The organism is Methylosinus sp. Ce-a6 (genome assembly GCF_009811655.1).
In the GTDB taxonomy this organism is placed as follows: domain Bacteria; phylum Pseudomonadota; class Alphaproteobacteria; order Rhizobiales; family Beijerinckiaceae; genus Methylosinus.
In genome coordinates this window covers 1-19,372 of sequence record NZ_BGJX01000036.1, presented here as the reverse complement: position 1 = coordinate 19,372, position 19,372 = coordinate 1, and the positions used below count along the sequence as shown (strand labels likewise).

Sequence of the window (19,372 nt, the reverse complement as noted above, 5' to 3'; positions counted from 1 at the left end):
GGCGTTGACGGCCGAAATGTGGCCCGCATCCGCCTTTGACGCGACGCGCGCCGGAAGACGACTCCTGCGCCGTTCGCGTCGCTTTATATACACAATCGCGTCACAAATCACCATTTTACGCACGGGGCCGAAAACGCCGCGGAAGCGCGCGGCCGAGTCCGCGCTCGCGGGCCGCGAAGTTTCGGAGTTTCCACGAAAGGCCGCCTGCGCCGCGGGCGGCGCGCGCTCCTCGCGCGTCGCGGCGCCGTGAACGGAGCCGAGCGCTGGACCAGTTTCCGAGCGATAGCGAATTCTGATCGTTCGAGCGGAAAGCGCTCTGGTCGCGCCCGCATCGCGCTTTCGCTCACGGTCGTCGTTCCGTCATGGCGCGAGCATAACGTTGCGACGCTGATTGGGTCGAATGTCGTCCTCGACCATGTCGCGCTCGCGTCGAGCGTAGCGTCACCGATTTCATCACCTCGTTTTTTCGACAGTGATCGTGGCGTCGCGCCGGAAAGCGTTTTTGACTTTCTGCGAGTCGTCTTCGCGACGCTCGCGGCTCGCCCGATACGGCGCGGCGCCGTCCATAGGGACAGGCGCCAATGAATCGCATCCATCGCCATTGCCGCGCAAAGCTCTTGCGCACAACCGGGCGCGGCTCGCTCGCCGTCGCCCTCGTCGTTCTCTCCGTCGCTTCGGCCAGAGCCAGCGAAGAGGAGCTGCGAGCGGAGGTCCACACGCTCATGGAGCGGCTGCGCAAGCTCGAGGGCAAGCTGGACAAGGCCGAAAAGTCAGCGGCGGCGGACAAGAAGAAAGCCAAGGAAGAAAAACAGAAGGAGAAGGAGGCGAAGGAAAAGGAAAAGGAAAAGAAGGAGCAGGCGGAAAAGATCGGCCCCGACAAATTCCGCTTCCGAGGGCTGACGATCACCCCCGGCGGCTTCCTGGCGCTCGAGAGCGTCTGGCGCAGCCGCTGGATCGGCGCGGACATCAACACGCCGTTCCAGAACATTCCATATAATTTCTTCGCGACGGGGCATTCGAGCGAATTCCGCTTCAGCGCCCGCCCGTCCCGCTTCTCGATGCTCGTGAAGGGAGACGTCGATCCTCTCACCAATATATTCGCTTACGTCGAAACCGATTTTTTAGGCGCCGCGCAGACCGCCAACTCCAATCAGAGCAACTCCTACAATCTGCGCCTGCGGCAAGCCTACACCAATATCGATTGGGATGTTTTCGGCGCGCATTTCATGGCTGGACAGGCATGGTCGCTCGTGACCTTGAACAAGATCGGCATCAAGCCGGACACGACGGTCCAGCCGCTGACCATCGACCACCAATATGTCCCCGGCTACACCTGGGCGCGACAGCCGGGATTGCGCCTCACCATGGATTTCTACAAGAAGTTCTGGCTCTCTCTGGCGGCCGAAGGCGCCGCCACCACATTCACCGGCTATGGCGCCCTGCCGCCGGGATTCTTCGGCACGACCGCTCTGCCGCTGCAAAATCCGATCCTGTTCGGGCAAGCGGCGGGCGGCGGCCTCTTCAACATCGTGAACAGCTATTCGCTGAACCGCGCTCCCGATCTGATCGCCAAGGCCGCATGGGACCTGGATCTCGGCGATCGCACCGTGCATGTGGAGGGTTTCGGCCTGATGCGCAACTTCACCACGCGCGCCTATTGGGGCAATCGCAACGCCTGGGGCGGCGGCTTCGGAGCCGGCATATACGCGCCCGTTATTCCCGATGTCCTCGATTTCCAGGTCTCCGGCGCGATCGGCCACGGCATCGGCCGCTATGGCGCCGCGCAGCTCGCGGACGCCACCTTTTCCGCCTTCGACGGCGGCCCGCTGCCGATCAACGAGCGCATGATTCTCGTCGGCGGCGTGCTGCATCCCACGCCGGACTGGGACATCTACGCCTATGCCGGCGGCGAGTTCACGAAACGAAATCCGCAATATGTCGCCATACCGGGGAACGTCATTTTCGGCGGCTTCGCCAATCCGTTCTTCAATAATCTCGGCTGCAACATCGAGAACGACCAGCTGCTGGCGGTTCCCGCCGGCCAGCCGGTGTTCCTGCCGGGCGGCACGGCCGCCAATATCCCGCTCGGCGGGCCCTTCGCCTGCGCCGGGCTCATCAAGGACGTTCGCCAGATCACCGGCGGCGTCTGGCACACATTGTATCAAGGGCAGTTCGGCAAGGTGCGCGGCGGCGTGCAATATTCCTACACGATCAAGGACGGCTTCTTCGGCGTCGGCGGCGCCCCGCAGGCGCGGGACAGCATGGTCTTCACCAGCTTCCGTTACTATCCGTTCGAGGGCAAGGCGCCGACCGCGCCCGTGCTCGCGAACTACTAGTGGTCTGCGTCAATGAAAGTGAAGGTGCTCGAGCGGTCTTCGGTTCGAACCAGTAGAATCGCGCTGGCGGCGCGTCAGTCCGTCCAGTCGAAGGAGCGCGCCACCGCCTTCGCCCATTTGGCGATGCGGCGGTCGCGCTCCTCCTCCGACATTGCCGGCCGCCAGTTTCGCTCCGCGCGCCAATGTGCGGCGATCTCCTGCCTGTCCTTCCAGAAACCTGTGGCGAGCCCGGCCGCATAGGCGGCGCCGAGCGCCGTCGTCTCAATGCAGCGCGGACGCACCACAGACGCGGCGAGAATATCCGCCTGGAACTGCATCAGCAGCTCGTCGACCGCCATGCCGCCGTCGACGCGCAGCGCCGCGAGCGCGACGCCAGCATCCGCCTCCATCGCCTCGACGACGTCGCGCGTCTGAAAGGCGACCGCCTCCAGCGCCGCGCGGGCGATATGCGCCTTCGTCGAAAAGCGCGTGAGCCCGGCGATGAGCCCACGCGCGTTCTCGCGCCAATAGGGCGCAAAGAGGCCGGAGAAAGCCGGCACGAGATAGACATCGCCATTGTCGGGAACGCTCGCCGCGAGCTTCTCGACATCCGCGCTCTTTTCGATGATCCCGAGATTGTCGCGCAGCCATTGCACGAGCGCGCCGGCGATGGCGACAGAGCCTTCGAGCGCGTAAACCGGCTTCTCCTCGCCGAGCTTGTAAGCGAGCGTCGTGAGCAGGCCCTTGGTCGAGAGACGCGGCGTCTCGCCGATATTCATCAGCAGAAAGCAGCCGGTTCCGTAAGTGTTCTTGACGTCGCCGGGCGAAAAGCAGGCCTGGCCGATCAGCGCCGCATGTTGGTCGCCGAGCGCGCCCGAAAGCGCGACGCCCTCGAGAGGCGCCCGGCAAAGACCATAGAATTCGCTGGATGAGCAAATCTCCGGCAGGCAGGCGCGCGGAACGTCGAAGAGCGCCAGCAGCTTCTCGTCCCATTGCAGGGTCTCGAGATTCATGAGCTGCGTGCGCGCGGCGTTGGTCGCGTCGGTGAAGTGACGGCCGGTCAAATTCCACGCGATCCACGAATCCATCGTGCCGAACAGCGCCTCGCCGGCCTCGGCCTTCTCGCGCGCGCCGGGGATGTTCTCGAAGAGCCAGACGAGCTTCAGGCTGGAGAAATAGGTGGAGAGCGGCAGGCCCGTCTCGGCGCGCAGCCGATCCTTGCCTCCCTGCGCCATAAAACGCGCGACGAGCGCGTCGGTGCGCGTGTCCATCCAGACGATCGCATTATGCAGCGGCGCGCCGCTGCGCTTGTCCCAGAGCAGCGTCGTCTCGCGCTGATTGGTCAACCCCACGCAAGCGAGGTCGGCGGCGGCGAGGCCGGCCTTCGCCAGAGCGCCGGCGACGACGGCCTGCGTGTTGCGCCAGATTTCCGTCGCGTCATGCTCCACCCAGCCCGGGCGCGGATAGATTTGCGCATGTTCGCGCTGATCGAGCGCGACCACCTCGCCGTCATGATCGAAGACGATGAAACGCGAGCTCGTCGTGCCCTGGTCGATCGCGCCGACATATTTCGCCATGACCGTCTCCCCTTCGCGCGCTTCGTGTCTTCGTAACCGACGTGACGAGCCAGCCCACAGTCGCATTCTTCGCCGCCTGCGCGCCTATCGCAAGATCTCCCATCGAAAACGACAAGCCCGAGACCCTCGGCCTTTCGATGGCGCATGCGCGTGAGCTTCACCGAGCCGCGTGCGACGTGAGAGCCCGCGCGAGCGCTCGAGTTTGCGCGGCGTCGAAACGCAGGCCCAGCTTGGAGCGCCGCCACAGCACATCCTCCGCATTGCGCGCCCATTCCTGCGCGCGCAAATAGTCGAGCTCCGCCTCCGTCAGGCCGCAGCCGAAATCGGCGCCGAGATCGGCCATTGATTTCGCCCGCTCGAGGAAGCGCCACGCCCGCGTCCCATAGGCGCCGGCGAGGCGGCGCGCGAGGCGCGGCTCCAGAAAAGGCTTCGCGCGCGAGAGCTCGCCGAGAAAGGCGTCGAAGCCGCCGGGGCCGAGATCGCCGCCCGGCAGAATGGCGCCGCCGGTCCAAGCGGCGCGCATATCGGGAAAGAAAGGCGCGAGCGTCTCCAGCGCATGTTCGGCGAGGCGGCGCGCCGTCGTGATCTTGCCGCCGAAGATCGACAGGGCCGGCGCCTTTCCGCCCTCGGCGTCGAGATCGAAGGCATAATCGCGCGTGACGACGGAGGCCTCGAGCGCGCCGTCGTCATAGAGCGGGCGCAGGCCCGAATAGCTCCACACGATATCGCCGCGATCGATCTTCTTTCGGAAGACATGATCGATGGCGGCAATGAGATAATCCGTCTCCTGCGCGTCGATCGCGACCGGCCCCGGCTCGCCGAGAAAGGGGACATCCGTCGTGCCGACGAGCGTGAAATCCTCCTCGAAAGGGATGGCGAAGACGATTCGCTTGTCCGGCCGCTGCAGCATATAGGCGTGGGCGCCCTCATAGAGCTTTCGCGTGACGATATGCGAGCCTTTGACCAGCCGCACATGCTTGCGCGAGCCGAGGCCGAGGCGATGCTCGAGCGTCTCCGACACAAAGGGGCCGGAGGCGTTGATCAGCGCGCGGGCGCGGATGTCCTCGAGCCCTCCGTCGGCGCCGGCGACGCTCGCGACCCATTGCGCGCCCTCCCGCCGCGCGCCGATGAGCTTTGCGCCGACGCGAATCTTCGCGCCGCGCTCGGATGCGTCGAGCGCCTCCAGCACGACGAGCCGCGAATCATCGACGCGGCAATCGTAATAGGAGAAGCCGAGGCGATGATCGGCCGTGAGCGGCGCGCCATAGGGCGTCCCGGCGAGCGAGACGGTCGTCGAGCCCGGAATGCGCTTTCGCCCCGCGAGATGATCGTAGAGAAAGAGGCCGATGCGCACCAGCCAGGCCGGGCGGATCGAGCGCTCATGCGGCAGGATGAATTGCAGCGGATGAATGATATGCGGCGCGGCGGCGAGCAGCAGCTCGCGCTCGGCCAGCGCCTCATGGACGAGGCGGAACTCGTAATTCTCGAGATAGCGCAGCCCGCCATGGACGAGCTTCGTCGAAGCCGAGGAGGTCGCGGCGGCGAGGTCCTTCTGCTCGAGCAGAAGGACGCCGAGGCCCCTCCCGGCGGCGTCGCGGGCGATGGCGCAGCCATTGACGCCGCCGCCGACGATGAGGAGATCGAAGACCATTTGCCGGCTCCCCGCTTCGTGAACTTCGTGTCTTCGTGGTGAAGAAACCACAAAGACACGAAGAGCGCGAAGCCAGAATAGAGCGGGAAGCCGAACGAATCGCTTACTCGGACGCGCGCGAGCGGGGCGCGGACCGCTCCGGCCGCTTTGCGCCCGGCTTGCCGCCGGAGCGGCGCGGCTGCTGCGGCCGCCCATGCTCGCCGGGCTTGGCCGAGTGGTTGGCCGAATGGCGCACGGCGCGGCCCGGCTCCTGATGCGTGCGGCGATGCTCATGCGGCGGACGGCGCTGCGCGTCGCTCTCCGCGGCGGCGGCGCCCGCCGCGCTGCGGCGATCGGTGATCGGCAGGCTCTGCCGCGTCACGCGCTCGATCTGCTTGAGCAAGGGCCGCTCGCTGTTGTCGCAGAGCGAGACGGCGGCGCCCGCCGCGCCGGCGCGCGCGGTGCGGCCGATGCGATGCACATAGGCTTCGGGCGTCTCCGGCAGCTCGTAATTCACCACATGGGTGACGCCGTCTATGTCGATCCCGCGCGCGGCGATGTCGGTCGCCACCAAGGCGCGCGTGCGCCCGGAGCGGAAATCGTCGAGCGCGCGCTGGCGCTGATTCTGGCTCTTGTTGCCGTGAATCGCCGAGGCGCCGACGGCGTTCGCCTCGAGATGCTGCGCGACGCGATCGGCCCCGCGCTTGGTGCGCGTGAAGACGATGGCGCGGGAGAAATTCGGATCGGCGAAGAGGTCGAGCAGAACGTCGCGCTTGGCCGGCCCGTCCACCAATATCACGCGCTGCGTGACGCGCTCGGCCGTGGTCGCCGCAGGCGTCACCCTCACGGTGACGGGATCGCGCAGCATGTCGTCGGCGAGCGCGGCGATCTCCTTCGGCATGGTCGCCGAGAAGAACAGATTCTGCCGCTCCTTCGGCAGGCGCGAGACGATCTTGCGAATGGGGACGACGAAGCCGAGGTCGAGCATGTGGTCGGCCTCGTCCAGCACGATCGTCCGCGTCGCCTCGAGCCGCAAATGGTTGGAGGAGAGGTGATCGAGCAGGCGGCCGGGCGTCGCCACCAGCACGTCGAGCCCGCCGGCGAGCATTCTGATCTGCGGCCCATGGGAGACGCCGCCGACGATGACGCCGACGCTCATGCGGGCGAAGCGGGCATAGGCGCGGAAGCTTTCGGCGATCTGCGCGGCGAGCTCGCGCGTCGGGGCGAGCACGAGCGCGCGCGCCGTGTTGGGAGCGGGACGACGGCGCTCGTCGAGCAGTCGTTGCAGGATCGGCAGAGCGAAAGCGGCGGTCTTGCCGGTGCCTGTCTGGGCGATGCCGAGCAGGTCTCGGCCTTGGAGAAGCGCGGGAATCGCCTGGGCCTGAATGGGCGTCGGCGTCACATAATCTTCCTGCGCGAGCGCGCGCAGAATGACCTCGGCGAAGCCGAGATCGGCGAAATTGGTCACTGCGTAACTTTCGAAATAGGCCGCATGCGCGCGAGAACATCTCCCGCGCGAGGCCATGCAGCGATGGATGGGAGACCTGCCCCGCGTATCGGGCCGTCGTCGTGATGAGGACCCGCTCTACGGCTCCGATCCCCTGTGGGAAGCGATCCACGCGGCCGGAACGAGTCACGCTGCATTGCAGCAAGAAGGTAGGTAAAGAGAATTCAAGGCTCTGTCAATCGGCAATTGCGCCGTCGAAGTCGTCGCGGCGCGAAGAGGAGGCGGCCGCAGGCTATGCTTCGCGCGCCGCCCGCCATATAGAACGGGAACGCCCTTAAAATTCGAGGCCGCGCCCGCCATGCTCGACGCCCTCCGCGCTTTTCTCGACGAGGTCTCCGGCTCCGCCGCGAAGCCTCGGCCTTTCGAAGCGGCCGATTATCAGCTCGCCGCCGTGGCGCTGCTCGTCCATCTCGCCTCGATCGACGGAGAGTTCGACGCCGGCGAGCGGGCGCTGCTGCAACAGCTCGTCGAGACGCGCTTTGGCCTCGACCGCGCCGCCGCCCGCGCGCTGATCGAGGCCGCGGCCGAGAGCGAACGGGAGGCGGTCGATCTCTATCGCTTCACCCAGGTGCTGAAGCGCCGCCTCGACGAGGACGGACGCCGCGCCGTCATCGGCATGTTGTGGGAAATGGCCTATGCCGACGGCGAAGCGCACGAATTCGAAGAGAATGTGATTTGGCGCGTCGCCGAGCTGCTCGGCGTCTCGACGCGGGATCGCGTGACCTTGCGCCAGGCCGCGAAGGACGCCGGCGGTCCGGTTCGTCCTGGACCTTGGGGAAGCTGAAGCATGAGCGAGTTTGCGCCGACCACGATCGTCACCGGAGCCTCGGACGGCATCGGCCTCGAGCTCGCCCGCCTTTTTGCGCGCAAGGGCCGTCATGTGACGCTGGTCGCGCGACGCCGCGAGAGGCTGGAGGAGCTGGCGGAGGAAATCGCGGCCGCAGGCGCGGTCGAACGGCCGCTCGTCGCCGGCCTCGACCTCTGCGAGGCGGAGGCGCTCGAAAATCTGGCGGATGCTCTGGCCGCCGCCGGCCGTAGCCCCGAGATTCTCGTCAACAACGCCGGCTTCGGCCTCGTCGGCCGGGTCGCCGAGCTGGACCCGGCCGAGCAATTGGCGATCGTCGACCTCAACATTCGCGCGCTGACGGCGCTGACCTTGCGCTTTCTGCCCGCAGTCATCGAGGCGCGCGGCGGCATATTGAATGTCGCGTCGGTCGCCTCTTTCATGCCGGGACCGGGCTTCGCCGTCTATTACGCCAGCAAAGCCTATGTCCGTTCCTTCAGCGAGGCGCTGGCCGAGGAGCTGAAGCCGCATGGCGTGCGCGTCACCGCGCTCTGCCCCGGTCCGGTGCGCACGGGATTCCAGGCGCGCGCCGGCTTCGACTACAAGGGCGAGATGAAAGCGGTGAAGCCCGCGCTGCTGCCGGCCGAGGAGGTGGCGCGACAGGGCTATGAGGCGCTATTCTCCGGCCGCCGCGTGGTGGTGCCGGGATTGGTGAACAAATTCTTCGTCGCGGCGGGACGCGCGGCGCCGCGCGCGATTTTGCTGCCGCTGCTGGCGAAGGCGCAGCAGGCGCGTTGAAACGCCGCGAGCCCGATGGCGCTTTCGCGCATCGGGCTCGCAAACTCCGTCGGCGAATTTCCGTCGGCTGGACGGATCAGGCTTCCTGAGCCTTGACCTTCAGCACCTGCCGGCCGCGATAGATGCCGGTCTTGAGGTCGATGTGGTGCGGACGGCGCAGCTCGCCCGAATCCTTGTCCTCGACATAGGTCGGCGCCTTGATCGCGTCGGCGGAGCGGCGGAAACCGCGCTTCATCGGCGAGGTTTTTCTCTTCGGAACGGCCATTTGTCTCGATCTCCCACTCCCCGCGCTCAAGACGGGGCAAAACTCGTGCGGGGCGCATACACCAAATCCGCGCGCCTGGCTAGCCTCGAGCCGCGTCCGCCCTCGGCCCACCCTGCGCTGGTCTCACGGCGAGGCCAGCGCTTCGTCTATTCGGATCGTCAGATTTTTCTCGATCTCCGCGATGTCCGGCTCATGATCCGCATGGCGGAGCAGGAACAGCGACCGGCGCCCGGGAGCCTCGCCGAAAAAATTCTTCAGCAGGAGCTGAATATGTCGCTCCAGACGGCGATCTCGAACGAGGCCCTCTTTCGAAAAGAGCTGCTCCCACCAGCGCGGGCTGGCCCACACCAGATGCCCGTGCATCGGCCAACCCTTGGCGTCGCAGTCCATGTGCCGCCAGAACAAGCCCTCTCCGGCCTGGCGCCATTCCGGAAGATAGGGGTCGAAGGCGAGGCCGAAGACGTCGTCATTCCCGATCATCGGAGAGTTGATCAGCGCGAAGCCGGTGGGGGCGACGATCTCGTGGATGCGGCGAACATATTTGGGCAATTCGATCGGGTTCAGATGCTCGAGAATATCCATTCCGACGAAAACATCGAAAGTCCGATCGAATTCGACGTCCAGGAGGTCGCCGTACTTCAGCTTCCGGAGCACATTGGGGAAAGCGAGGATAAAGGCGATATGGCTGAGTTCGACACCGCACACATCGACGCCGCGGTCCGCGAGCACGCTGAGAACCGGGCCGCTGAAACAGCCCAGCTCCACGCAGCTTTTCGCACCGAGCCCCAGCACAATCGCGGCCGTCACACGCTTGTCTCGGTCAATCACCGGTGACCAGACTCCGAGATGATCGTAATATCGATTTTCATCGATCATACGCAACATCCAGGCGAAATCTTCATCTTGGGACGCATTGAAAATCGATCGTGCGCCGTCCGAGCGGACGTATTTGCGCGGACATAATTCAGTGAGATCCGGAAGCTCGACCGCGCCCACACGCACGAGGCCGTGACGGCCGAGGAATTCCGGGCTGCTGGCCATTCCCCGCGCGATGGAGGCGAGAGATTCGCCGTTGCGCATCGCCAGCATATAGCCATTGAAACCGCTCTCGTCCGGCTCGCGGCCGAGCAGGCCCGAATAGAGAGCGCTGAGCGCTTCGCCCCGGGACATGGCACCGTCGGCGCTCACATCGGCATGCGATTCAGACTTACCTTCGCGCGAGACGGGCGAGTCCTCGCGCGCACATGATTTCCCGTATATTTCCATGTTTGAATGGAATAGTCCGGCAGCTTACCTAAAGCAAGGCTCGAACTCGGCGGATAGTCGCCGGCTGCGGTTTTCCGCGCCGCGCTTCGCCACTCGGCCGCCCTCGAAATCGATGAACACGGCGCCGCGCGGCGCCGCTTGATCGCGCCGAGCTTCGGCTCCATATACGGCGCGAGGCGCCGACGCCGGGCCTCGCAGATCATTCGCAAAAGAGAAGCGCCGCGAGGGCTTCGCCATGGCACGACTGCCGACGCTCAATTCCCCCTTTCTTCTGGGGTTCGACGAGATCGAACGCGCGCTGGACCGCGTCACACGCTCGGGCTCCGACGGCTATCCTCCCTACAATATCGAACGTCTGCCGCGCACGGACTGCTGTCCGGACCGGCTGCGGCTGACTCTCGCCGTCGCCGGCTTCACGCGCGAGCAGCTCGAGATCTCGCTCGAGGAGAGCCAGCTCGTCATCCGCGGCAAGCAGGTCGAGGAGCGCGAACGGCAGTTCCTCCATCGCGGCATCGCCGCGCGGCAGTTTCAGCGCGCCTTTCTGCTGGCGGAAGGAATGCAGGTGCTGGGCGCCGATCTCGTCAACGGCCTCTTGTCCATCGATCTCGTGCGGCCGGAGCCCGAGCGCGTGATCCGCAAGATCGACATAGCGACGCCGGAAGAACCGGGGAAGTAACGCCGCCGCTTCGCCCCTCCCCGGTGGGGGCTATTCCGCCGCCGCGTGGGCGTTGGCCGCGCGGGCGCGTGGCGCCGCGAGGCGGCCCGCGATGGTGATCGCCGCCAGCGTCGCGACATAGACGACGAGTTGCAGCGCCGTCGGCTGGTCGACATAGCCGATCAGCGTGTGCAGCACACGGCCGAAAAGGCTCGAATCCGGCAGCACGCCGGAGGTGTCCCACACGGTCTGCGACAGAGCGGTGACGATCCAGGCCTGCTGCAGGAAGCTTGCGCATTGCGCCGCGAGGCCCGCCGCGAGCAGCGTGATCATCGCCGTCGTCACCGCGAACAAATGCCGCGCCGGAATGTTGACGAGCCCGAAATAGGTGAGCGCGCTGACGAGCGCGCCGAGCAAAAGTCCGGCGACGCCGCCCGTGAGGAGATCGGCCGCCGATTCGCCGGACGCCAGAATGCCATAGAGGAAGAGCGCGACCTCCGAGCCCTCGCGCAGCACGGCGAGCGCAACGACGAGCGCCAAGGCGAGGAAGGATTTGTCGCCGGATGCGGCGGCGCGGCCGGCCGCCGCCAGCTCGCTGGCGAGCTCGCGGCCGTGGCGCGCCATCCAGATATTGTGCCAGGCGAGCATCACCACCGCGATCGCCAGCACGCCGGCGTTGAACAGCTCCTGACCGCGCCCGGCCACGGCCTGCGACAGCGCATCGGCGAAGAGGGCGACGACGCTCGCGCCGAGCGCGCCCGCCGCCACGCCGCCGAAGACGAAGGCGCGCGAGCCGTGCGCCCCTTTGGTGACGGCCAGCACGATGCCGATGACGAGACCCGCCTCTATGACCTCGCGAAAGACGATTACGAGAGCGCCCAGCATGGTTTCCGTCCTTTACTCGACGACGAGCGCGCCTTTGGCCGTGGCCTCGTGATATTCGCCGACGAATTGATAGCGGCCGGGCTTCAGCGGCCGCAGGCGCACGGTGATCTCCGCGGCGCCGGCGACGACCTTCTCGATCTTGAGGGCCTTGCTCTCGAATTCCTCGGGCGTCGAATCGAGATTCTTCACGACGATGGCGATCGGCTTGTCGGCCGGCGCATGAAGCTCGGCGGGCGAGAAGCGATGGTCCTTGATGGACAATTGCAGCGAGGTCTCGTCGGCCGCGACGGCGGCGACGGCGCCCGTTGCGAGAGCCGCGGCGACGAGCAGAATTTGGGAGGATTTCATTTCACGCCTTTCGGTGAGTGGTTTCGACGCCTTGGCCCACACTCCGCGCAAAGAAAGCAAGAACCGACCCACCGGCCATCGGACCGGCGACGCCGGGGCTCGGACAGCAAATGCGCTAGAGCTTGATTATCAAGGTAGAAGAAGGTCTTTCGCGCCACAACGCCGCAAGTTGAGATTGCTTCCAATCTAAGCTGCGAAATGTCGCGACCGCTCAGCCGGGATAGCCGTGTCGGGCCTTGCTCGCGCGAATCAGAGCGACGGCCTCGGCGTTGCGACCGGCCGAGCAGGCCGCGGCGGCGGCGTCGATCTCGCTCCGGATCGTCGCATAGACGCCCTGATTCACATGGCCCATGGCGAGATCATTGTCCATGATCGCGCGATAGCGGGCGATCGCCCCAGCGCAACCGGAGCCCTCCGGCGGCCTGAAGTCCACAGGCGCCGTGTTGCGCGTCGCGATGGCCGGCGCCTCGGCGATCGCGGCGGGCCGCGTGGCGTTGCAAGCGGCGAGCGAGAGAATCGCGAATGCGGCGGAAAAGAGCCTCGCCAATGTCATCTTCGAACCAGCTCCCTCGCGTGTCGCGCCTCGTCGTCGAAGTCACTCGCTGAGCAGGCGCGCGACGAAGGCTTCGATGCCCTGCAGGCGCCGCGGCCGGCGCGAACGCTCCGCCCGCAATATGGCGAGCAGATCGTCGAAAGACTTCTGCAGATCGTCGTTGATGAGCACATAGTCATATTGCTTCCAGCGCTGGATTTCATTGCGCGCATTCTCGAGACGGCGCTCGATCGCCTCGCGCGAATCCTCGGCGCGGCGCTCGAGGCGGGCGCGCAGCTCCTTCATCGACGGCGGCAGGATGAAGACGGTGACGGTGTCCGCGCCCATCTTCTCGCGCACCTGCCGCGTGCCCTGATAGTCGATGTCGAACAGAGCGTCGCGGCCTTCGTTCAATATCTCTTCCACAGGCGCGCGCGGCGTGCCGTAGAGATTGCCGTGCACCTCGGCCCATTCCAGCAATTCGCCATTGTCGCGCATCGATTCGAAGCGGCTCTTCGAGATGAAGGAATAATGGATGCCGTCGACCTCGCTCGAGCGGCGCGGGCGCGTCGTCACCGAAATGGAGAGGGTGAGGTCGAGCTCGCGGTTCTGCAACAACATGCGCGTCAGCGTCGTCTTTCCCGCGCCGGAGGGCGAGGAGAGGATGAGGACGATTCCGCGTCGGTCCGGCGTTGTGGGCATACGAGTCCGTGGTGAGTGGTGAGTAGTGGGTGGTGAGTAGCGAATTGGAGCGGGTCGCCCTCCACTCACTACTCACTACTCACCACTCACTCAATATTTTGTACCTGCTCGCGCCACTGCTCGACCTGGATCTTGAGCTCGAGGCCGATCGCCGTCAGCGCGCCGTCGTTGGATTTGGCGCAGAGCGTGTTGGTCTCGCGCGACAGTTCCTGGGCGAGGAAATCCAGCCGCCGGCCGATGGGGCCGCCCTTTTCCACGAGCGCGCGGGCGCTCGCCACATGGGCCTTCAGCCGATCGAGCTCCTCGCGAATGTCGGCCTTGACCGCGAGCAGCACCGCCTCTTGATGCAGGCGCTGCGGATCGAAGGAATGGCCGGTTTCGAGCAGAGTCGCGACTTGGGCGGCGAGACGCGCGCGCACCGCTTCGGCGGAACGGCCGGGCAGAGCTTCCGCCTGCGCGGTCAATTCGCCGATGCGCGCGAGTCGCGCAGCGAGCACCGCGCCTATGGCGGCGCCTTCCGCATCGCGTGAGGCGGCGAGCGCGTCCAACGCCTGCGACAATGTCGCGAGCACTTTCGCGTCGAGCGCATTGCGCTGCTCCTCGTCGTCCTCCGGCTCGATGACCTCGACGATGCCGCGCAGGGCGAGCAGACCATCGAGCGACGCCGGTCTCAAAGAAGCATGCAGCGGCACGTCGTCGAGCGCCTTCAACAGTCGGTCGAGCGCGGCGCGATTGATTCGCGTCTCGACCAGCGCGTCGTCGCGCCGCGCCGTCAGATTGGCGAAGCAGGAGCCGCGCGCGATCCGGCCGGAGATGAGCGCGCGCGCCTTGACCTCCACCGCGTCGAAATTGGGCGGGACGCGCAGGCGCAGGTCCAGCCCCTTGGAATTGACGGTCTTGATCTCCCAGGCGTAGCGCCACGGTCCGAGACTGTCGTGAGCGCGGGCGAAGCCGGTCATGCTGGCGAGCGACATTGCGATCCTTGGTCGGGGCGAAAAGAGCGTCTCCAGCCGAAGTGGACGCCGGTTCGGCGCTGGAAGGGCGGCAAAACAAAAGCCTAGAGTCCTTTCCGTGTTTCACTGAAACACGGAAAGGACTCTAGTCGCTCGAACGATTCCGTTCGAGCGGAAAGCGCTCTGTTCGTCCGGCCCGTCATCGGAACCTCGCCACATCGGGAACCGTCTTGGCGGAGTTCAAATCCCAGCCGCGGTCCCGCAGCGGATCGAGCGGAGTGCCTTCCGAAGCGTCGAAGGCGCGCGCGCGGGCGGCGCGCGGCGGCTGGGCGGCGTCGGCGGAGGCCGAAAGCGGCAGGGGCCGCTCCTCGACCGGGAGACCCAGCCTGGCGGCGCGAGCGCGCTGCTCGGCGCGCAGGGCGCGGGAGACGGGATAGCTCGCCGCCGAATCGAGCCCGTCTTCATCGACGGTTTCCGCGACCTCGTCGGAGCCGGCCTGGGCCTCCTCCGGCGCGGCGCCGGCCAGCAACGCGGCGGAAGCGCGGGCCTCGGGCTGCGCGCGCCGCGCGAATCGCGTGGTGAAGAGCGGCGGCGCGGCCATGGCGGCCACGGCGGCGCGTTCGGCGACGAGCCTCAAGCTCTCCTCATTGTCGCCGGCATATTCGAAAGGAATGGCCGGCAGAGCGGCGCCGATTCGCTTCAGCGCGCTATGCCGCGGATCGGCCGCGTTCCATGGCTCCGTGGACGCGTCCTCGAGCGCGACGAGACGGCCGAATGCTGCGTCGCCGCGCTTCTCCCGCGGGGCTTGCTGCACCGGCCCGACGGCGGCTCCCGGCTCCAGACGATCGACGCCGGAGGCGCGGTCCTTCTCTATCTGGCGCCAGCGCTGAACATTGCGCAGATGTTGCTCGAGCGTATCGGCGAACACATGGCCGCCCGCGCCGTCGGCGACGAAATAGAGCTCCTGCGTGCGCGAGGGATTGGCGACCGCCTCGAGCGCGGCCTTGCCGGGATTGGCGATCGGCCCCGGCGGCAGCCCGTCGACCGCGTAAGTGTTGTAGGGCGTCCATTTCTCGACCTCGGACTTCAATATGCCGCGGCCGAGCGTGGCCCTGCCGCCGACGAGGCCGTAGACGATGGTCGGGTCCGATTGCAGCCGCATGCCCTTGCGCAGCCGGTTGACGAAGACGGCGGCGACGCGCGGCCGCTCGTCGGCCTTGCCCGTCTCCTTCTCGACGATGGAGGCGAGCGTCACCAGCTCGAAAGGCGTCTTCACCGGCAGGTCCGGATTGCGGCGCGCCCAGATCTGATCGAGGAGCTTGCGCTGATCCTCCTGCATCTTCAGCAGCAGCTTGGCGCGCGGATAGCCGCGCGTGACCTTGTAGGTCTCGGGCAGCAGCGCGCCTTCCTTCGGCGGCTCCGGCATGTCGCCGGCGAGAAAGTCGCTCTCGCGCAGCCGAGCGATCACTTGCTCGGTCGTCAGCCCTTCCGGAATCGTCACGCCATGCAGAATCTGCCGGCCGTTCACCAGCTCGTCCATCACCTCGCGCAGGCTGGCGTTCTGCTTGAATAAATATTCGCCGGGCTTCAGCTTGCCGCGCACGCCCTCGATCAGGAGGGCGATGTTCATCAGCATGGGATTGTCGATGACGCCGTCGTGCTCGAGCTGCGCCAATATCTCGGGAACGTCGCTGCGCGGAGCGATATAGACGATCTTTTCGGCGACGAGCGGGCCCGGCTCGCGCAGCTTGTGCAGCACGGCGATGAGCCCGAAGACGCCGGCGACAGCGAGCACGAGCAGGAAGGAGAGCAAGCTGCTCATAGCCGAGAGCGTTCCCTCGCGCTTCTTCGAGCGCGGGGGAGGCGGAGGCGGCGCGTCCGGCTGCAGAGCGACGCCGGCGCTGCGCAGGCTCGCGCGCCGGCGGAAGAAAGAGGTGGATGAATCCTGGGTTTTCGGGTCGGATCCGGGTTCGGACGCGCCGTCCTTCGGCGTCTGCGGCGAAGCGTTGGGAGCATCGCTCATCGGGAACACTCCGTCTCTTGGGTTTCGGGCCGCGCCGTGATTCGGATCAAATCCAAATTCGCCGACTCGAAAAACGCGACGGACCGACAAACTGGCGTCTCGACGCGTTTCCAACGCCGAACCGGCGTCCGCTTCGGCTGGAAACGCTTTAAAGAGCGCCTCTCGCGGCGGCTCGGCGAAGAGGATTACGACGGCTTTGCGGCGCTCGCGTGTCCGTCACACTATCGTTCTTTGTGGCGAAATCAGGAACGCCCCCTCGTCCACAGGCGCGAGCGGCGAGCGGGCGCCGCCGCTCACTGCGTGCGTCGGAACACGAGGGACGCATTGGTGCCGCCGAAACCGAAAGAGTTGGACAAGACGAGGTCGATCTGTCGCTCGCGCGCCTTGTGCGGCACCAGATCTATGTCGGTCTCGACCGAGGGATTATCCAGATTGCGTGTGGGCGGCGCGACTCCATGGTTGAGCGCCAGGATGGAATAGATCGCCTCCACGGCTCCGGCCGCCCCGAGCAGATGGCCGATCGCCGATTTGGTCGAGGACATCGACAGCCGCGGCGCCTCATTGCCGATGAGCCGCTGCACGGCCGAAAGCTCGATCTCGTCGCCGAGCGGCGTCGAGGTGCCGTGGGAATTGACATAGTCCACGTCGGAAACGCGGACGCCGGCGCGCTTCAGCGCGATCTCCATGCAGCGATAGGCGCCGTCGCCGTCCGGCGCGGGGGCGGTGATGTGATAGGCGTCGCCCGACATGCCGTAGCCGATGAGCTCGGCGTAGATTTTCGCGCCGCGCGCCTTGGCGTGCTCATAGGATTCGAGCACCACGCAGCCCGCGCCCTCGCCCATGACGAAACCGTCGCGATCGCGGTCGTAAGGACGCGATCCGGCCTCGGGCCGGTCGTTGAAGCCGGTCGACAGCGCCTTGCAGGCGGCGAAGCCCGCGACGCCGATGCGGTTCACCGGCGATTCGGCGCCGCCGGCCACCATCACCTCCGCCTCGCCGAGCGCGATCAGCCGGCCCGCGTCGCCGATGGCGTGCGCGCCAGTGGAGCAGGCCGTGACGACGGCGTGATTGGGACCCTTGAGCCCATGCATGATGGACACATAGCCGGAAGCCAGATTGATGATGCGACCGGAGATGAAGAAGGGCGACACGCGCCGCGGGCCCTTCTCCTTCAGCGTGACCGAGGTCTCGTAAATGCCGCCGAGCCCGCCGATGCCGGAGCCGATCAGCACGCCGGTCGAATTCTGCTTCTCGGGCGTGTCGGCCTTCCATCCGGCGTCGGCCAGCGCCTGAGTCGCCGCGCTGACGCCATAGATGATGAAGTCGTCGACCTTGCGCTGCTCCTTCGGCTCGAACCAGGCGTCCGGGTCGAAAGTTCCGTCGGTTCCGTCGCCGCGCGGCACGAAACCTGCAATTTGACACGGAAGATCGGACGCCTCGAAAGTGTCGATGCGGCGAAAACCGTGCTCTCCGGCGATCAATCGCCGCCAATTGACGTCCACGCCACAGCCCAGCGGCGAAACAATGCCGAGACCGGTGACCACCACCCTGCGCATGGGTTCTCTCGTGCGCTATGTCTTTAAAGTCTCAGTGAGATTCTCGAAACCGCGACAGCGCGGACCGTTATCACGATCCGCGTCGCGCAGAGGCTCCTCGCCTCAGGCCGCCTTGGCTTTTTCGAGATAGGCGATGGCGTCGCCGACCGTGTTGATCTTCTCGGCCTCTTCGTCCGGGATCTCGACGCCGAACTCCTCTTCGAAGGCCATGACCAGCTCGACGGTATCGAGCGAGTCGGCCCCGAGATCGTCGACGAAAGACGCCTCCGGCTTCACCTCTTCTTCTTTGACGCCGAGATGTTCGACAACGATACTCTTAACGCGCGGGGCGATATCGCTCATCTGCTCTGATCCTCGTTCGATCGCTCTGCTGACACCGATTTGGCGGATCCAGAGTTCGCCTCGGACCGCGCTCGATCGTTTCAGGGGGTAAACTACTTCACATTTCCGCGGGTTTCACTCTCGCGACCCGCCGAAACGTCGCCTTTTGGAGGCGAACCGATTCGCCGGCCCGAATTGCACTCACGGCGTCGCCCCCGGCCAGCGTCGCGTCTGGTAGCATAATTAATTCGCCGTGGCGAGAGGCGCCCCGCGGCAAATCGGGGGCTTCAGATCATCGCCATCCCGCCGTTCACATGCAGGGTCTGGCCCGTCACATAGGCGGCCTCGTCGCTCGAAAGATAGACGACGGCGGCGGCGACGTCAGCGCCGGTCCCCAGCCGCCCGGCCGGGACGGCGCGCAGGATCGACTGCTTCTGCGTCTCGTTCAGCGCGTCGGTCATCGGGCTCTCGATGAAGCCCGGAGCGACGCAATTGACGGTGATGCCGCGGGAGGCGACCTCCGCCGCGAGCGATTTGGTCATTCCGATCATGCCGGCCTTGGCCGCCGCATAATTGCCCTGGCCGGCGTTGCCGGTCACGCCGACGACGGAGGTGATCCCGACGATGCGGCCGAAGCGCTTGCGCATCATGCCGCGCAGCGCGGCGCGCGACAGGCGGAACGCCGAGGTGAGATTGACGTTCAGCACCGCCTCCCAATCCTCGTCCTTGAGGCGCATGAACAGCATGTCGCGGGTGATGCCGGCGTTGTTGACGAGAATGTCGAGCCCGCCCATGGCCTTTTCGGCCTCGGGGACCAGAGCCTCGGTCTGCGCCTTGTCCGAAAGATCGCAACGCAGCACATGGACGCGCTCGCCGAGCTCGGCGGCGAGCGCCGAAAGCGCCTCCTCGCGGGTTCCGGAAAGGGCGACGACGGCGCCGCTCTTGTGCAGCGCGCGCGCAATATCCTTGCCGATGCCGCCGCTCGCGCCGGTCACGAGCGCCGTCTTGCCGGTCAGTCCGAACATTTTTCCCCCCTCGCCGTCGCTGTCGTCCGGGCGCTGCGACATTTTACCCGCCTCTATAAGGCGCCCGCTGCGCCGGGCGCAATCGGCGGCGAAGACGCGGCCATTGGCCCGACAAGCGGATGGGGCGATCGGCAAGAGCTTGCAAATCGGCTCGTCGAGTCGCCCGGAGGAATTTCACCCCCGGGCGCTCCTAGAACCGTGCATGAACCTCTCGACTCACACGGCTCCCG

18 protein-coding genes are annotated in these 19,372 nt (G+C 66.2%); 4 read left to right on the top strand and 14 right to left on the bottom strand.

Annotated features, from left to right (window positions below; genetic code table 11):
* Positions 1-581: 581 nt before the first annotated feature.
* Positions 582-2,336, top strand: a complete 1,755-nt coding sequence (locus Mspo_RS16725) for a hypothetical protein (RefSeq protein ID WP_244613512.1) — start codon at positions 582-584, stop codon at positions 2,334-2,336.
* Between the two features lie 74 nt (positions 2,337-2,410).
* On the opposite strand, the gene glpK is transcribed toward Mspo_RS16725, so the two are convergent.
* The 3 genes from glpK to Mspo_RS16710 all read right to left on the bottom strand — a co-directional run bounded on the left by glpK (position 2,411) and on the right by Mspo_RS16710 (position 6,990).
* Complete coding sequence (gene glpK / locus Mspo_RS16720) at positions 2,411-3,892, bottom strand: glycerol kinase GlpK (protein WP_159731726.1); 1,482 nt, start codon at positions 3,890-3,892, stop codon at positions 2,411-2,413.
* Between the two features lie 157 nt (positions 3,893-4,049).
* Positions 4,050-5,543, bottom strand: a complete 1,494-nt coding sequence (locus tag Mspo_RS16715) for a glycerol-3-phosphate dehydrogenase (protein WP_159731725.1) — start codon at positions 5,541-5,543, stop codon at positions 4,050-4,052.
* A 103-nt stretch (positions 5,544-5,646) separates the two neighbouring features.
* The gene (locus Mspo_RS16710; protein ID WP_244613511.1) at positions 5,647-6,990 is read right to left on the bottom strand and encodes a DEAD/DEAH box helicase; all 1,344 of its coding nucleotides are present in this window, start codon (positions 6,988-6,990) and stop codon (positions 5,647-5,649) included.
* Between the two features lie 337 nt (positions 6,991-7,327).
* On the opposite strand from Mspo_RS16710, the gene Mspo_RS16705 reads away from it, so the two are divergent.
* Complete coding sequence (locus Mspo_RS16705) at positions 7,328-7,813, top strand: TerB family tellurite resistance protein (protein WP_159731721.1); 486 nt, start codon at positions 7,328-7,330, stop codon at positions 7,811-7,813.
* Between the two features lie 3 nt (positions 7,814-7,816).
* On the top strand, positions 7,817-8,611 hold the full coding sequence (locus tag Mspo_RS16700; RefSeq protein ID WP_159731719.1) for an SDR family oxidoreductase: 795 nt from the start codon (positions 7,817-7,819) through the stop codon (positions 8,609-8,611).
* A gap of 76 nt (positions 8,612-8,687) precedes the next feature.
* On the opposite strand, the gene rpmF is transcribed toward Mspo_RS16700, so the two are convergent.
* Both rpmF and Mspo_RS16690 read right to left on the bottom strand, forming a co-directional pair.
* Positions 8,688-8,876 (bottom strand): 50S ribosomal protein L32, encoded by a 189-nt coding sequence (gene rpmF, locus Mspo_RS16695; RefSeq protein WP_024878183.1) that lies wholly within the window; start codon positions 8,874-8,876, stop codon positions 8,688-8,690.
* A 123-nt stretch (positions 8,877-8,999) separates the two neighbouring features.
* The gene (locus Mspo_RS16690; protein ID WP_159731717.1) at positions 9,000-10,046 is read right to left on the bottom strand and encodes a methyltransferase domain-containing protein; all 1,047 of its coding nucleotides are present in this window, start codon (positions 10,044-10,046) and stop codon (positions 9,000-9,002) included.
* Positions 10,047-10,377: 331 nt separating this feature from the next.
* Here Mspo_RS16690 and Mspo_RS16685 point away from each other — a divergent pair, with 331 nt between their 5' ends.
* A complete protein-coding gene (locus Mspo_RS16685) occupies positions 10,378-10,818 on the top strand; it encodes an Hsp20 family protein (RefSeq protein WP_159731715.1) in 441 nt (146 codons plus the stop codon).
* Positions 10,819-10,848: 30 nt separating this feature from the next.
* On the opposite strand, the gene Mspo_RS16680 is transcribed toward Mspo_RS16685, so the two are convergent.
* The 9 genes from Mspo_RS16680 to fabG all read right to left on the bottom strand — a co-directional run bounded on the left by Mspo_RS16680 (position 10,849) and on the right by fabG (position 19,142).
* Positions 10,849-11,682 carry an FTR1 family protein gene (locus Mspo_RS16680; RefSeq protein ID WP_159731713.1) on the bottom strand — a complete coding sequence of 278 codons (834 nt, stop codon included), beginning with the start codon at positions 11,680-11,682 and terminating at the stop codon, positions 10,849-10,851.
* Between the two features lie 12 nt (positions 11,683-11,694).
* Positions 11,695-12,030, bottom strand: coding sequence for a cupredoxin domain-containing protein (locus tag Mspo_RS16675; RefSeq protein ID WP_159731711.1), 336 nt, complete (start codon positions 12,028-12,030; stop codon positions 11,695-11,697).
* Positions 12,031-12,241: 211 nt separating this feature from the next.
* A complete protein-coding gene (locus tag Mspo_RS16670) occupies positions 12,242-12,583 on the bottom strand; it encodes a hypothetical protein (RefSeq protein WP_159731709.1) in 342 nt (113 codons plus the stop codon).
* Between the two features lie 42 nt (positions 12,584-12,625).
* Positions 12,626-13,264 carry a guanylate kinase gene (gmk, locus tag Mspo_RS16665; RefSeq protein WP_159731707.1) on the bottom strand — a complete coding sequence of 213 codons (639 nt, stop codon included), beginning with the start codon at positions 13,262-13,264 and terminating at the stop codon, positions 12,626-12,628.
* Positions 13,265-13,350: 86 nt separating this feature from the next.
* Positions 13,351-14,238 (bottom strand): YicC/YloC family endoribonuclease, encoded by an 888-nt coding sequence (locus Mspo_RS16660; protein ID WP_159731705.1) that lies wholly within the window; start codon positions 14,236-14,238, stop codon positions 13,351-13,353.
* Positions 14,239-14,416: 178 nt separating this feature from the next.
* The gene (gene mltG / locus Mspo_RS16655; protein ID WP_159731703.1) at positions 14,417-16,240 is read right to left on the bottom strand and encodes an endolytic transglycosylase MltG; all 1,824 of its coding nucleotides are present in this window, start codon (positions 16,238-16,240) and stop codon (positions 14,417-14,419) included.
* Between the two features lie 293 nt (positions 16,241-16,533).
* Positions 16,534-17,796: a beta-ketoacyl-ACP synthase II gene (gene fabF / locus Mspo_RS16650; protein ID WP_159731701.1), complete on the bottom strand. Its 1,263-nt coding sequence runs from the start codon at positions 17,794-17,796 to the stop codon at positions 16,534-16,536.
* A gap of 102 nt (positions 17,797-17,898) precedes the next feature.
* The gene (locus Mspo_RS16645) at positions 17,899-18,138 is read right to left on the bottom strand and encodes an acyl carrier protein (RefSeq protein ID WP_159731699.1); all 240 of its coding nucleotides are present in this window, start codon (positions 18,136-18,138) and stop codon (positions 17,899-17,901) included.
* 266 nt (positions 18,139-18,404) lie between these two features.
* Positions 18,405-19,142 carry a 3-oxoacyl-[acyl-carrier-protein] reductase gene (fabG, locus tag Mspo_RS16640; RefSeq protein ID WP_159731760.1) on the bottom strand — a complete coding sequence of 246 codons (738 nt, stop codon included), beginning with the start codon at positions 19,140-19,142 and terminating at the stop codon, positions 18,405-18,407.
* Between the last annotated feature and the right edge of the window lie 230 nt (positions 19,143-19,372).

What these genes read in the sequence shown, in the direction of transcription:
- Mspo_RS16725 (WP_244613512.1), top strand. Translation starts at nt 582, where the DNA reads ATGAATCGCATCCATCGCCATTGCCGCGCAAAGCTCTTGCGCACAACC.
- glpK (WP_159731726.1), bottom strand. Translation starts at nt 3,892, where the DNA reads ATGGCGAAATATGTCGGCGCGATCGACCAGGGCACGACGAGCTCGCGT.
- Mspo_RS16715 (WP_159731725.1), bottom strand. Translation starts at nt 5,543, where the DNA reads ATGGTCTTCGATCTCCTCATCGTCGGCGGCGGCGTCAATGGCTGCGCC.
- Mspo_RS16705 (WP_159731721.1), top strand. Translation starts at nt 7,328, where the DNA reads ATGCTCGACGCCCTCCGCGCTTTTCTCGACGAGGTCTCCGGCTCCGCC.
- Mspo_RS16700 (WP_159731719.1), top strand. Translation starts at nt 7,817, where the DNA reads ATGAGCGAGTTTGCGCCGACCACGATCGTCACCGGAGCCTCGGACGGC.
- rpmF (WP_024878183.1), bottom strand. Translation starts at nt 8,876, where the DNA reads ATGGCCGTTCCGAAGAGAAAAACCTCGCCGATGAAGCGCGGTTTCCGC.
- Mspo_RS16690 (WP_159731717.1), bottom strand. Translation starts at nt 10,046, where the DNA reads ATGTCCCGGGGCGAAGCGCTCAGCGCTCTCTATTCGGGCCTGCTCGGC.
- Mspo_RS16685 (WP_159731715.1), top strand. Translation starts at nt 10,378, where the DNA reads ATGGCACGACTGCCGACGCTCAATTCCCCCTTTCTTCTGGGGTTCGAC.
- Mspo_RS16680 (WP_159731713.1), bottom strand. Translation starts at nt 11,682, where the DNA reads ATGCTGGGCGCTCTCGTAATCGTCTTTCGCGAGGTCATAGAGGCGGGT.
- Mspo_RS16675 (WP_159731711.1), bottom strand. Translation starts at nt 12,030, where the DNA reads ATGAAATCCTCCCAAATTCTGCTCGTCGCCGCGGCTCTCGCAACGGGC.
- Mspo_RS16670 (WP_159731709.1), bottom strand. Translation starts at nt 12,583, where the DNA reads ATGACATTGGCGAGGCTCTTTTCCGCCGCATTCGCGATTCTCTCGCTC.
- gmk (WP_159731707.1), bottom strand. Translation starts at nt 13,264, where the DNA reads ATGCCCACAACGCCGGACCGACGCGGAATCGTCCTCATCCTCTCCTCG.
- Mspo_RS16660 (WP_159731705.1), bottom strand. Translation starts at nt 14,238, where the DNA reads ATGTCGCTCGCCAGCATGACCGGCTTCGCCCGCGCTCACGACAGTCTC.
- mltG (WP_159731703.1), bottom strand. Translation starts at nt 16,240, where the DNA reads ATGAGCGATGCTCCCAACGCTTCGCCGCAGACGCCGAAGGACGGCGCG.
- fabF (WP_159731701.1), bottom strand. Translation starts at nt 17,796, where the DNA reads ATGCGCAGGGTGGTGGTCACCGGTCTCGGCATTGTTTCGCCGCTGGGC.
- Mspo_RS16645 (WP_159731699.1), bottom strand. Translation starts at nt 18,138, where the DNA reads ATGAGCGATATCGCCCCGCGCGTTAAGAGTATCGTTGTCGAACATCTC.
- fabG (WP_159731760.1), bottom strand. Translation starts at nt 19,142, where the DNA reads ATGTTCGGACTGACCGGCAAGACGGCGCTCGTGACCGGCGCGAGCGGC.